Source organism: Streptomyces sp. NRRL S-350 (genome assembly GCF_000719705.1).
Lineage (GTDB): Bacteria > Actinomycetota > Actinomycetes > Streptomycetales > Streptomycetaceae > Kitasatospora.
Window position 1 is genome coordinate 30,982 of sequence record NZ_JOHO01000058.1, and the last position, 12,912, is coordinate 43,893.

General features: G+C 73.2%; 12 protein-coding genes. 2 read left to right on the forward strand and 10 right to left on the reverse strand.

Going from position 1 to position 12,912, the window contains the following annotated elements:
• Positions 1-18: 18 nt before the first annotated feature.
• Together IF30_RS0133085 and IF30_RS0133090 are read right to left on the reverse strand one after the other, a co-directional pair.
• Complete coding sequence (locus tag IF30_RS0133085) at positions 19-1,242, reverse strand: arginine deiminase (RefSeq protein ID WP_030245403.1); 1,224 nt, start codon at positions 1,240-1,242, stop codon at positions 19-21.
• A gap of 19 nt (positions 1,243-1,261) precedes the next feature.
• Positions 1,262-2,776: an amino acid permease gene (locus tag IF30_RS0133090; RefSeq protein WP_199807973.1), complete on the reverse strand. Its 1,515-nt coding sequence runs from the start codon at positions 2,774-2,776 to the stop codon at positions 1,262-1,264.
• A 400-nt stretch (positions 2,777-3,176) separates the two neighbouring features.
• On the opposite strand from IF30_RS0133090, the gene IF30_RS0133095 reads away from it, so the two are divergent.
• Entirely contained in the window at positions 3,177-3,875 is a 699-nt protein-coding gene (locus IF30_RS0133095; RefSeq protein ID WP_030245406.1) for a response regulator, read from the forward strand.
• Between the two features lie 119 nt (positions 3,876-3,994).
• The gene (locus IF30_RS0133100) at positions 3,995-4,429 is read left to right on the forward strand and encodes a pyridoxamine 5'-phosphate oxidase family protein (RefSeq protein WP_051711735.1); all 435 of its coding nucleotides are present in this window, start codon (positions 3,995-3,997) and stop codon (positions 4,427-4,429) included.
• A gap of 19 nt (positions 4,430-4,448) precedes the next feature.
• Here the strand turns inward: IF30_RS0133100 and IF30_RS0133105 are convergent, their stop codons facing one another.
• The 8 genes from IF30_RS0133105 to IF30_RS0133140 all read right to left on the reverse strand — a co-directional run.
• Positions 4,449-6,143: a GAF domain-containing sensor histidine kinase gene (locus IF30_RS0133105; RefSeq protein WP_030245409.1), complete on the reverse strand. Its 1,695-nt coding sequence runs from the start codon at positions 6,141-6,143 to the stop codon at positions 4,449-4,451.
• Positions 6,144-6,333: 190 nt separating this feature from the next.
• Positions 6,334-6,603, reverse strand: coding sequence for a DUF6059 family protein (locus tag IF30_RS48220; RefSeq protein ID WP_158835659.1), 270 nt, complete (start codon positions 6,601-6,603; stop codon positions 6,334-6,336).
• A gap of 20 nt (positions 6,604-6,623) precedes the next feature.
• Positions 6,624-6,827: a ferredoxin gene (locus IF30_RS0133115; RefSeq protein ID WP_030245414.1), complete on the reverse strand. Its 204-nt coding sequence runs from the start codon at positions 6,825-6,827 to the stop codon at positions 6,624-6,626.
• A gap of 47 nt (positions 6,828-6,874) precedes the next feature.
• Complete coding sequence (locus IF30_RS0133120) at positions 6,875-8,080, reverse strand: cytochrome P450 (protein ID WP_030245415.1); 1,206 nt, start codon at positions 8,078-8,080, stop codon at positions 6,875-6,877.
• Between the two features lie 263 nt (positions 8,081-8,343).
• The gene (locus IF30_RS0133125; RefSeq protein WP_037901939.1) at positions 8,344-9,807 is read right to left on the reverse strand and encodes an FAD-dependent monooxygenase; all 1,464 of its coding nucleotides are present in this window, start codon (positions 9,805-9,807) and stop codon (positions 8,344-8,346) included.
• 66 nt (positions 9,808-9,873) lie between these two features.
• Positions 9,874-10,386, reverse strand: a complete 513-nt coding sequence (locus IF30_RS0133130; RefSeq protein WP_030245418.1) for an allene oxide cyclase barrel-like domain-containing protein — start codon at positions 10,384-10,386, stop codon at positions 9,874-9,876.
• Positions 10,387-10,669: 283 nt separating this feature from the next.
• Positions 10,670-12,268 (reverse strand): MFS transporter, encoded by a 1,599-nt coding sequence (locus IF30_RS0133135; RefSeq protein ID WP_051711737.1) that lies wholly within the window; start codon positions 12,266-12,268, stop codon positions 10,670-10,672.
• A gap of 23 nt (positions 12,269-12,291) precedes the next feature.
• A partial coding sequence (locus tag IF30_RS0133140; RefSeq protein WP_037901942.1) for a TetR/AcrR family transcriptional regulator occupies positions 12,292-12,912 on the reverse strand: 621 nt, incomplete at its 5' end.

The window sequence follows — 12,912 nt, forward strand, 5'->3', positions numbered from 1 at the left end:
TCCTCGGTGGGCGGGTGGTCAGTTGGCGGGGTCGCGCTCGATCGGGCAGCTCATGCAGCGCGGGCCGCCGCGGCCGCGGCCGAGTTCGGACCCGGCGATGGTGACGATCTCGATGCCCTGCTTGCGCAGGTGGGTGTTGGTGGTGGTGTTGCGCTCGTAGCCGACGACGACGCCCGGGGCGAGTGCGAGGAAGTTGCTCCCGTCGTCCCACTGCTCGCGCTCGGCGGCGCGGGCGTCCTGTTCGGCGGACAGGAAGCGGACCTTGTCCAGGTCGAGGGCCTCGGCGAGCGAGGCGCCCAGGTCGGGGTCGGGCTGCACGTCGTAGCCGGCCGGACGCTCGGGGGCGGGGGTGAGGGTCCAGCAGCGCAGTCGGTCCGCGAGGCCCGGGTAGAGCGTGAAGGTGTCCCGGTCGACCATCGTCATGACGGTGTCCAGGTGCATGAACGCCCGGCTCTCCGGCAGCCGCACGGCGATCAGCCGGTGGGCGGTGCCGGTCGCGAACAGCTGCTGGGCGAGGGTTTCGACGGCCGCGGCGGTGGTGCGCTCGCCCATGCCGACCATCACGACGCCGGGCGCGATCACGTGGACGTCACCACCCTCCACGCTGAGACCCGGCCCGGTGGCGGTGCCGTCCAGCAGCGGGGGCGCGGTCTCGGCGAACAGCGGGTGGAAGCGGTAGATCGCCGCGGTGTGCAGGGTCTCCCGCCGGCGGGCCGGCTTCGCCATCGGGTTGAGGCTGTACCGGGAGCCGATCCAGCAGGAGTTGTCGCGCGGGAAGAGGTGGTTGGGCAGCGGCGGGAGGGCGAAGTCCTGCTCGCCGAGGGTGTCCCACACCAGGCTGTGCGGGCTCTTCAGCGGCAGGTCGTCCTTGAGGACGCCGCCGATCAGGTACTCGGCGAGGGTGGCGCCGTCGAGCTGCTCGCAAAGCTCCCGCACCGGCTCGACCAGGGCCGGGCCGACGGCGGCCGGGGTGACCACCCGGTCGAGCAGCCAGGCCCGGGCCGGGGGCAGCCGGAGGGTCTCGGTGAGCAGGTCGGCGTAGTGGTGGACCCGGACGCCGTGGTCGCGCAGCACCTGGGCGAAGGCGTCGTGCTCCTCGCGGGCCCGCTTGGCCCAGAGGATGTCGTCGAAGAGCAGGTCGTCGACGTTGCGCGGGGTCAGCCGGGTCAGTTCCAGGCCCGGTCGGTGCAGGATCACCTGGCGCAGGCGGCCTGCTTCGGAGTCGACACGCAGGGTGGACATCGGGGCAGCTCCTCGGGGTTCAGTGCTGGTGGCGCGGGAAGACCGCGCGGCGGAGGATGGTCGGCAGGCCGACGGTCCGGCCGGTCCGGGCCGCCTTCGGGAGCCCCCCGTCCGGGTGGGCCGTACCGATGGCGACGGGCGGGGCGTCGGTGCCGGTCGGGCTGCCGGCGGCGGGCCGGGTGTGCGGTCGCTTGAGCCGGACGTAGACCGGGATGCCGAGCAGGATGGTGAACAGGCCGTAGTAGACGGTCTGGTAGCCGCTGCCCTGGATCGACCAGTAGGAGAAGGCCAGGGCCAGGACGGTGACGGTGGTGTCCCGGGCGAGGCGACGACGATCCAGCTCCTCCCGCCCGCGCTGCGTCAGCCAGTACAGCTGGGCGGCGGCCGAAAGCAGGTAGGGGATGACGGCGGTGAGCACGCTCAGCAGGACGATCTCGGTGAACACCCGGGTGAACCGGGTGTAGCTGACCACGGTGAGCAGCGAGGCGAGGACCGTCGCCGAGACGATGCCGAAGGCAGGGATCTCGCCGCGGCCGCGGGTGCGGGCGAAGGCGGCCGGGAACAGTCCGTCGCGGGCCGCGGCCATCGGCATCTCCGCGCAGATCAGGGTCCAGCCGTTGAGGGCGCCGAGTCCGGAGACGACCGCCGCGGCCGCGACCAGGTTCCCGGCCCAGTGGCCGCCCGCGATGTTGTTCATGGCGTCGGTGAACGGCGCGGTGGAGGAGGCGAGTTGGCCGTGCGGCACGGTGCCGAACACCGCGAGCGTGCCCAGCAGGTAGATCGCCGCACACGCCAGGGTGCCGTACACGGTGGCCCTGGGCACGTTGCGCTTCGGCTCCCGCACCCGCCCGGCCGCCACCGAGGCGGTCTCCAGGCCGATGTAGCTGAACAGCGCGATCGCGCCGGCCGCCGACACCGCGCCCAGCGCCGAGCCGCCGCTCGCGTTGAAGGCCCCGAAGTCGCCGGACTTGACGAACAGCAGGCCGGCCGTGGCCATGAACGCCAGCGGCAGGAACTTCAGGACCGTGGTGACCACCTGGACGGCCCCGATGCTGCGCACGCCGGCCAGGTTCACGACCGCCGGCAGCCACAGGCCAGCCAAGGCGATGGCGATCGAGGTCCCGGTGTGATGGCCCTTGTTGACGAAGACTTCGACGTAGCCGACCCAGGCCACCACGATGGCGGCGTTCCCGGCCCAGGCCGTGATCCAGTAGGACCAGGCGGTCAGGAACCCCGCGAAATCGCCGAACGCCTCCCGGGCGTAGACGAACGGGCCACCGCTGCCGGGCACCCGCTTCGAGAGCTTCCCGAAGGTCACTGCCAGCGCCAGCGCGCCGACGGTGACCAGCACGAACGCCACCAGCGCGATCGGCCCGTACGGCGCGAGCGCCGAGGGCAGCGCGAACACCCCGGTTCCGATGACGCTGCCGACGACGAGTGCGGTCGCGGCCGGCAGTCCGAACGTGGCGCCGCGCCCCCGGGTTTCACCAACCGCCGGGCTCGCCGGCGTTCTCCCGCGATCGGATGGGGACATGAGGGGGCTCCTTTGCCAGAGAGCGGAGGATTTCGGGCCGGGCACCAGTCGTGCCTGTCGCCCACGGTGAGGATCCTCGACCTGCAGCCCCGCCCTGCCCCAGGGACCTCGGGCCCTGCTTCCGGCGCCGGCGGTCCCGGGCCGACACCCCGGTGGTCCCGACCGGACCTGCGCCGTGCGGTGACCACCGGACCCGCGCCGTGCGGTGACCACCGGGCGTGGCGCCGGCACCGGGGCCGCGCCTTCGACGCCGGAGCCGACGGGCTGAGCCGGCCATCGCGTCCGGCGGTCGTGCGGAGACAGGGCCTTCCGGCCCTACCGGTGCGCTCGCGCCCGCGGGAGACTCCTGGCAGGTTTCGCCCGCACCGTCCGGTGCCGGGTCCCGAGGTATGGAGAAGCGATGGCCGACCAGGCGGCAGAGCAGTCGATCGCCCCCGTCAAGGTGTTCCTCCTCGACGACCACGAGGTCGTTCGCCGGGGCGTCCACGACCTGCTGGACGCGGAGCCCGGCCTGACCGTGATCGGCGAGGCCGCCACCGCGGAGCAGGCGATCACCCGCGTGCCGGCCCTGCGTCCCGACGTCGCCATCCTGGACATGCGGCTGCCGGACGGCGACGGCGTGACCGTGTGCCGCGAACTGCGCTCCCGCATGCCCGGACTCGCCTGTCTGATGCTCACCTCCTTCGACGACGAGGAGGCCCTGCTCGACTCGATCATGGCCGGAGCGGCCGGCTACGTCCTCAAGCAGATCAGCGGCACCGACCTCGTCTCCGCCGTACGGACCGTCGCCGCCGGCCAGTCCATGCTCGACCCCGGTGCCACCACCCGCCTGATGGCCCGGCTGCGGGGCGACACCGCCGCTCCGACCCAGGCCTTCCCCGAACTCACCGAGCGGGAACGGGAGATCCTCGCCCTCGTCGGCGAGGGGCTGACCAACCGGCAGATCGGCCAGCGGCTCTACCTCGCCGAGAAGACCGTCAAGAACCACGTCTCCCGGCTGCTCGCCAAGCTCGGCGTGGAGCGCAGGGTCCAGGCCGCCATCATCGCCACGGAGACCCTTGCCCTCCAGAAGCAGGGCAGCGGGCGGTCCACCCGCTGAACCCGTCGCCGCCGCCCACCGCGGATCCGACCAGCCCACCCGAAACCGGGCCCGCCTGCCGCCACCGGGGGACCAACGGCCCCTCCCCCGCGGGAGGGGGCGGCGCGAGCATCGATGCCATGACACCCGATACCACGCCGGCACTGGACGAGCGGCAGTGCCTGCGGCTCCTGGCCACGGCCTCGGTCGGCCGCGTCGTCTACACCGTGGGCGCCCTGCCGGCCGTCCTCCCCACCCGCTACCTCCTCGACGGTGACGCGGGGGTGCTGCTCAGCGCCGCCGCCGACTCCGAGTTGATCCGTGCCGTCTCGGGGGCTCTCGTCGCCTTCGAGGTCGGCGAGGTCGACGAGGCCGACGGCAGCGGCTGGACGGTGACCGTCCTCGGCCGGGCCGACGTGAGCGCGGAGCCTCCCCCGGCCGAGGCCGCCCCGATGGTCCGCCCCACCGGCCGGGTGACCGTCCGGATCCGGCCCGAACTGCTGAAGGGCCGGGTTCTGCCCGCCTCGTCACCGTGTCGGCCCGGGCCGGCGGGCGGGCACCGGCCCGCGACATGAGGGCGGCACGTGGCCCGGGTCAGCCGAGCGGCACCGACCACACCAGTCCGGTCCCGCCCTCCGGGGGGCTCGCGAGTTCCAGAGTGCCGCCGAGGCCCTCGGCCCGCTCGGCGAGGTTGCGCAGACCACTGCGCCGACCCTGCTCGGGGATGCCGACCCCGTCGTCCCGTACGGCCAGCACGACCCGCGTCCCGGTCGCCTGGAGCACCACCTCGACGCGGCGGGCCTTCGCGTGCCGGGCCGCGTTGCTGAGCGCCTCCCCCAGCACCGCCACCACGTGCTCGGCCACCTCCGCGGAAACGTCCGTGTCGAGCAGGCCCTCCATGCTCAGCCTCGGCGCGAAGCCCAGCGCCGCCTGGGCCTCCTCGACGACGCGCACCACCCGGGCGCGAAGGCCCTGGCCCGCGGTGTCGTCCCGGGCCCGGAGGCCGAAGATCGTCGAGCGGATGATCTTGATGGTCTCGTCCAGATCGCCGACCGCCCGCAGCACCCGGTCCGAGGCCCCGGAGTGGTCGATGAAGCGGGCCGCGCTCTGCAGGGTCATCCCGGTCGCGAACAGGCGCTGGATCGCCAGGTCGTGCAGGTCACGGGCGATCCGGTCGCGGTCCTCCAGCATCGCCAGCTGCTCCGCGTCGCGGCGGCGCTCCGCCAGCTCCAGGGCCAGCGCCGCCTGGTCGGCGAACCCCAGCAGCGGGGCGATCTCCCGCTCCGTGAACGGCTGTTCCCCCGACCTCCTCGCCAGCAGCAGCACACCCTCGACCTGCCCGGTGCCCCGGCCGAGCGGCACCGCGACCGCCGGTCCCAGACCGTCGAACCGCCGCGGGCCCGCGGACAGCCTCGGGTCGCCCGCCAGATCGGCCGTCGCCGCCGGTGAGCCCTGAGCGCACGCCTCGCCCGACAGCGAGCCCTCCAACGGCACCACCAGGCCCAACCGCTCGGCTTCGTCCCCGCCCAGTGCGAGCTCCACCCGCACCGCCGCGGTGCCGGCCACGGGGACGGACACGTCCGCCAGCTCCGACCCGGTGATCTCCCGCGCGCGCTGGGCGATCAGCTCCAGCACCTGGGAGCGCGCACTGCCGGACAGCAGCCCGCGGGTGATCTCCGCGTTCGCGGCCAGCCAACGCTGCTGGCGCTGCGACTCCTCGTAGAGGCGAGCGTTGTCGATCGCCACCCCGGCCGCCACCGCCAAGGTCGAGATCACCGACTCGTCGTCCGCGTCGAACTCCTCACCGCCCCGCTTGTCCGTGAGGTAGAGGTTGCCGAACACCTCGGCGCGCACCCGCACCGGCACACCGAGGAACGTGCGCATCGGCGGATGGTTCGCCGGGAACCCGTAGGACGCCCCGTGCGCGGACAGCTCGCCGAGGCGCAGCGCCTCGGGGTGGTGGATCAGCTCCCCGAGGATTCCCCGGCCGGTCGGGTAGGGGCCGATCTTCGCGATCTCCTCCTCGGACAGGCCCACCGTCAGGAACTCCGACAGCGTCTCGCCATCCGGACCGATCACCCCGAGCGCCGCGTACCGGGCGTCCACCAGGACGGCGGCCGCCTCGACGATGCGCCGCAACACCTGGGTCAGATCCAGCTCCCGGCCCACCGACAGCACCGCCTCCAGCAGGCTGTGCACCCGGTCCCGGGTTCCCCGAGCGGCGTCGATGCGCGCCTGGAGCTCCTCCAGCAGCTCGTCCAGCCGCAGCTGCGGAATCCGGGCCCGCATCTCGTCCCCGCCCAAGGGAGGCCTCCTCGCCTGTTCCACCGACCGGCCGATTCTCGCAGACCAGCGCGCGGGCCCGACAGGGCCGGAGCAGCAGCACGGACCGTCCTCCGGTGACCCGCCGGTCGAGGAACGCGCCCGGGCCTCCGAGCGCTCCCCCGCCGTGGCCGTCGCCCGCCGCTTGACGACGGCGTCAGGAGGTGTGGTCGAGCTGGGCCCAGAGGGCGCGTTCGGTGGGGGTGGGCGGGACTTCCGGGCAGAGCCGTTCGGGGTGGCGGGGCGCTGCGGCGCGGTCCTGGGGCGGTGGCACGCCGGGGACGCCCACCCAGAGTCCGCCGAGGCAGGCCAACGCCTGCCAGAAGCCGACTGCCAGTGCGGCCAGCCTGCGTCGGGCGGTGGGACGCATCCGGATCTCCTCCGGTCGGCCGTGCGCCTCCCCCTGGACGGTCGGGGGGAGGCGCACGGTGGCGTGGTGCCGGGGCCCTAGCGGCCCTGGCCCTGCAGGCGCACGGCACCGGACGGGCAGTTGCGGACGGCGGCCTCGACCTCGGCCCGCCGCTCCTCCGCGGGGTCGGCGTCGAGCACGACGACCACACCGGTCCGGTCGTCCTGGTCGAAGACCGTCGGCGCGTGCAGGGCGCAGAGGCCGCCGCCGATGCAGGCGTCCTGGTCGGCTGAGACTCGCATGTTCTCTCCTTCTCGCTGTCCTGGCTGTCCTGCGTGGTCCGCCGGGCTCACCAGGTCACGGGCAGGGCCGAGACGCCCTCCAGGCCGCCGGTGTCGCGCAGCGGCACCTCGTCCGCGGGCACGGCCAGGCGCAGCGTGGGGAAGCGGGTGAGCAGGGCGGTCAGCGCCACCTCGATCTCCGCCTTCGCGAGGTGCTGGCCGATGCACTGGTGCACGCCGAAGCCGAGGGCGAGGTGGCGGTTCTCGGAGCTGCGGGTGATGTCGAAGGTGTCCGGCTCCTCGAAGGCCTCCGGGTCGCGGTTGAGCAGGGCGTTGGGCATCAGGACGCCGTCGCCGGCGGCGATGGTCTGCCCGGCGATCTCGATGTCGGCGACCGCGATGCGCCGGGTGACGGTGTCGGCGATGGACAGGTAGCGCAGCAGCTCGTCGACCGCCGAGGGCATCAGCTCGGGCTTGGCGCGCAGCAGGGCGAGCTGGTCGGGGTGCTCCAGCAGCGTGAAGATGCCCAGGGCGATCATCGAGGAGGTGGTGACGTGGCCGGAGTTGAGCATGACCAGGGCGAGGACGACGAGTTCCTGGTGGCTCATCTCCCCGTTGGCGACCGGTCCGGCGACGAGGTCGCCGAGCAGGCCGGGCTGCGGCTCGTCGGCGTTCTCCATGGCGGTGATCAGGCGGTCCAGGTAGCCGAACAGCTCGCCGATCATCTGCTGGACGGATTCGACGCTCTCCACCTTCTCCAGGCGGTAGCCGCGGTCCTGGAAGAACTCGTGGTCCTCGAAGGGGATGCCGAGCAGCTCGCAGACGATCTTGGAGGGCAGGTGGATCGCGAACTCGGAGACCAGGTCCAGCGGGCCGCCCTTGGCCTGCATGGCGTCGATGAGTTCGTTGGTGATCTCCTCGATCCTCGGGCGGGCCTCGCGGGCGCGCTTGAGGGTGAAGGAGGGCAGCAGCATCCGGCGCTGGACGTCGTGCTCGGGCGAGTCCATCTCGGGCAGCATCCGGAACGGGCGCGGGGTGCGCTCGGCGGCGGACAGCGCCGGGAAGTCGGGCCGGGTACGGTCGTTGGACAGCCGGGAGTCGCCGAGCAGCTTGTGGGCGACGGCGTGGCTGCTGACCAGCCAGGCGCTGCGGCCGTCGAACAGCTGGACCTTCTGCAGCGGGCCCTTGCCCTTGAAGTCGTTGTAGCCGGTGGGCGGCTGGTAGGGGCAGCTGCGGGACAGCGGGAAGGACGCGGTGGGCGTCGGCTGGGTCATGGACAGGCTCCTGGGCTGGGAAGGCGTCTCACGGGCAGGGCGGGCGGCGGGGCCGACGCCGGCTCGGTGCGGCCGGGTCCGGCTCCGGGGCTGCGGAAGGGCTGGGGCTGCGGAGGGGCTGGGGCTGCGGAGGGGCTGGGGCTGCCGCAGGACTTGGCTGCAGCAGGGTCGGGTGGGCCGCGGAGGACGGGGCGGGCCGGGACGCGCGCCGCGGGTTCGGCGGTCGCGCGTCCCTCCGGCGGTCGGCCGGTCCGCGGCGCCGGTCAGTTCGCGGCCGTGCCGAACCAGGTGGCGACCGCGGCGTCCAGGCCGGCGGCGTCCGCGGCACCGGCCCAGGCGACGAACCCGTCCGGCCGGACCAGGACGAGCTCGGTGTCGAACGCCTGGTCGGGCTCGGCGGCCACGACGGTCAGCCGGTCGGCGAGCGGCGCCAGGGCGGAGAGGTCGGCCGCGCCGCCGGACAGGTCCAGCAGCACGCCGCGGCCGGCGCCGAGCGCCTCGGCGGGGCCGGTGACCGTCCCGTCGGCGGTCTTGAGGCTCACGTTCGGCACCGGCCGGCCGACGATCGCGGCCGCCTCGGCGCCCTCCGGCGCCGGGATGGGGTAGCGCACGTCGCTGACCATGGTGACCAGGTGCCGGTTGACGTCGTCGTAGGTGATCAGGTCGGTGAGCAGGGCCCGGAGCGGGGCGACCGACTCCAACGGGTACATCAGGGCGGTCTGGGCGCGCAGCGCCTCGCAGGCCCGCGCGCCGACCGGCTGGCGCTCGGCGGAGTAGCTGTCGAGCAGGCCCTCGGGGGCCACGCCGCGGACCTCGGCGGCCAGCTTCCAGCCGAGGTTGACGGCGTCGTTGAGACCGGTGTTGAGGCCGTGTCCGGCGGTGAAGAGGTGGTGGTGCGCGGCGTCGCCCGCGAGCAGCACGCGGCCGAGCCGGTACTGGGTGACGTACTCGCTGCGGCCCGAGTAGCGGCGCAGCCAGCGGGCGTCGGCGATCGGGCGCTTGCTGCCGGTGAGGCGCTCGATGTTGGCGTCGAGCTCCTCGATCGTGACCGGGGTGTCGGCCGGGGGCGCGGGGACGTCGAACTCGATGGTCTGCAGCCGGTAGAGGCCGCGCTGCGGGTCGGGCATGGCGCCGAAGACGCCGCCCGGGTAGAGCTGGGCCTCGATCTGGCCCTCGTAGGTCTCCAGGTCGGCGAGGACGCCGTACCAGGACGGGCCGCCGGTGACGGTCTCGAAGCCGGCCAGGCGGCGCACCGTGCTGTCCGAGCCGTCGGCACCGACCAGGTAGTCGCAGCGGATCGTGCTCTCGCCGTCGGTGGAGCGCAGCCGGACGGTGACGCCTTCGTCGTCGGCGTCGAGGCCGACGACCTCGCGGTCGGTGAGGACCGTCGCGCCCAGGTCCACCGCGCGCTGCTGGAGCAGCGTCTCGACGCGGCTCATCTCGACCAGGTAGTTCTCCTGGTCGGTCACCTTGGTGAGGTCCAGCCAGAGCAGGCCGAAGTGGAGCGTGGGCCACTGGTAGAAGCCCTCGCCGCGCAGCTGCTCGGCGAGCCCGCGCTGTTCGAAGAGCTCGACCGAACGCTGGTGGAAGGTGGAGATCCGCCAGTCCTCGTTGGCCTGCGGCCGGCGGTCGACGACGACGGCCTGCACGCCGGCCGCGGCGAGCTCGCCGGCGAGCATCAGGCCCACCGGACCGGCGCCGGCGATCAGAACGGTGGTGGTGTCCATCAATGCTCTCCCTGGAGACTTCGGCGGCTTGGGGGGGTGGTGTGCGCGGCTCGGGGGCCCGGGGCGCTACTGCGGCTTGGCGGCCGGTGCGCGCAGGACGATCTCGGCGTGGAACGTGTCGGGCTTGTCGGTCTGCAGGTAGGAGCGGCTGCCGGCGGTGCCCCGGTAGCGGCCGCTGAGGCCGTAGGCGTCGATGCTCTGGCCCTGGCCGGCCATGGTGGCCGTGATGTCGACGATGCCCATGGTCCGGGCGGTGCCGTCGGCGAAGGTGAGGAACTCCCGGTAGAAGCCGAAGATCCGGTTGTCCCCGGGGCGGACGTGGACGATGGTCACCGCGCCGGTCAGCGCGGCGAGGTGTTCGCCGTCGGCGGTGGTGATCTCGTTCCTGAACGTCGCGCCGTCCCCGACTCCGATGCCGGTTCCGCTGATGACGATCTCGCGTTGCACGACGACGTCGGTGAGGTCGGCGAGGACGATCTCCTCGGTGGCGGCGGCCTCCTCGGCCGCGGCCGAGCGGTCGGTGCCGACCGGGATCAGGGGGGTCAGCGCGGTGACGGGGATGGCGACTGGTGCTCCCATGTCGTGACGTCTCCTCTCGCGGGTGTCGCGGCCTTGTTCCCTGTACCTTCGCGAAGGCGACTGAAGCTGGTCTAAAGCCCTGCTTGGCGTGCGGAGTTCGAGGTCAGCGGTGCCGTGCGGCCAGCGGTGCCGTGCGGTCAGCGGTGCGGTGCGGTCAGCGGTGCCGTGCGGCCCCGGAGACGACGGAACCCTCCCCCTCCGCGCGAGTCGGGGGTGTCCCGCGCGGAGAGGAAGGGCGTTCAGTGGGGCGGAGAGCCTCCGGGGGAGGACTTCCGCCGCGTTCCTACGCGGACGTGCCCGCGTCGTCCGCCGGGTGGAGGGCGGCCAGCTCGACCTCCGCCGGGCTGGGCTTGCGCTTCGGCAGGAAGAGCAGGGTGAGGACCGCGCAGACCCCGAGGATGGCGGCGCTGGCCACCAGCGACTGGGTCATGCCGTGGGCGTAGGCGGTGTTCGCCGCCTGGGTCAGCCGCCCGCCGGCGTCGGCCGGCAGGCCGCCGGCCACTCCGTGGGCACCGGCCACGCTGGCCGAGGCGGCGTCACGGGCCGCGCCGGGCAGGTCGCGCACCGCGTCGACGATCTTGTCCCGGTAGCCGCTGTTGAGCATGCTGCCGATGATGGCGGAGCTGAACGACACCGCGATGTTCTGCATGGTGCGGGACATGCCGTTGCCGGTGCCGGCCTGGGAGAGCGGCAGCGCGGAGAGGACCACGTCCACCGAGAGCGGGATGCTCAGGCCGAGACCGAGGCCGAACACCACCAGCCCGAGGGCGACGCTGCCGTAGCCGCTGTCGGCGTTCAGCTGGGAGAGCAGCACCAGGCCGACCGCGCTGACCACCATGCCGACCAGGATGATCGGCTTGGCGCCGATCCTGCTCGCGGGCTTCTCCCCCGCCGCCGCACCGGCCAGCATCGCGCCGATCAGCGGCAGCAGCCGCACGCCCGTCGACTCGGCGGACGCGCCCTGGACCAGCTGCATGTAGGGCGTGAGCACGAACAGTCCGCCCATCATGGCGAAGCTGACCATGCCGAAGGTGATCGAGCCCCAGGTGAAGTGCCGGTTGAGGAACAGCTTCAGGTCGATCAGCGGGGAGGAGGCCTTGCGCTGCCAGAGGACGAACAGGGCGAGGAACACCAGGCCGCCGATCAGCCCGGTCAGCACCTTCGAGTCGGACCAGCCTTCGAGCGGCTGCTCGATGATGCCGTACGCCATGCCGGTGACGCCGATCGTGACCATCGCGGCGCCGGGCCAGTCCAGCGTCGGGGCGGCCGGGTCGCGGCTCTCGGGGACCCACAGCGCGACGCCGAGCAGGCTGAGCAGCACGACCGGGCCGTTGATCAGGAAGACCCAGCCCCAGGCGAAGTGGCTGAGCATCCAGCCGCCGAGCAGCGGGCCGAGCGGCATGCCGAGCATGGTGCCGATCGTGGTGACGGTGATCGCGCGCTTGCGCTCCTCCTCGCCGGGGAAGATGACCGGGACCAGGGCCAGCGCGAGCGTCATGATCATCGCGGCGCCGGCGCCCATCAGCGCGCGGGTGGCGATCAGGCCGTTGGCCGAGGTGACTTGACTGGCGATCACCGAGGCGATGCCGAAGACCACCAGGCCGGCCACGAGGACCTTGCGCCGGCCGATCCGGTCGCCGAGTTTGCCGGCCGGCAGCAGCAGGCCGGACCAGGCGAGGGTGTAGGAGGCGGAGATCCACTGGAGCTGGCTGTTGGAGGCGCCGAGCTCGTCCGAGAGGGTGGGCAGGGCGGTGGCCAGGACGTAGGTGTCCAGGCCGATCACGAGGATGCTCAGGGTGAGCGCGCCGAGCGCCCACCACCTGAGGGAGCCCCGCACGTCGCTCGCCCCGGACCGGGAGGTCGCAGAGCCGGTGATTGCCATCGGAATTTCTCCTGTTCGGTGGTTCAGTAGGCGCGCTGGAGCTGTTCGCGGTGGCCGTCGGCCATCGCCTGGAACATTGCGGTGACCCGGGCGTTGAGCTTGGCCAGGTCGGCGGAGTCGGGCGGGGTGTCGTTCTCCAGCGAGCGGCGCAGCACGTACGCCAGGAGGTCGGCGCGTGCTTCCAGCGGGAGCCCGTCGTCCTCGCCGAGTTCGTCGGCGTTGGAGAAGCCGCGGGCGACGCTCGCGAGGATGTGCTGCGCGGTGACCCCGGACAGTTCGGGGCGCAGGATGCCCTCGTCGGCCAGCATCTGGAGGTAGTCGGGGTTCTCGGCGAGGTCCTGCTGGGCGGCGCGGACGCTCTCGTCCTGGGCGAGGTTGCCGAGGACGGCGGCGTCGGCCAGGAGCAGGGCGCGGACCAGGGGGCGGCGTACGCCTTCGAGGAAGATCACCCGCATCAGGCGGTGCGGCAGGGCGAGGGTGGGTTCCCTGCCGAGTTCGGCGACCAGGCGGTCGAACAGGCGCAGGGCCTCGCGCTGCAGGACGGCCCAGAAGAGGGCTTCGCGGGTCTTCCAGTGCAGGTAGACGGTGCCCTTGCCGATGCCGGCGCGGGAGGCGACGTCGTCGATGGTGACCCGGCGGTAGCC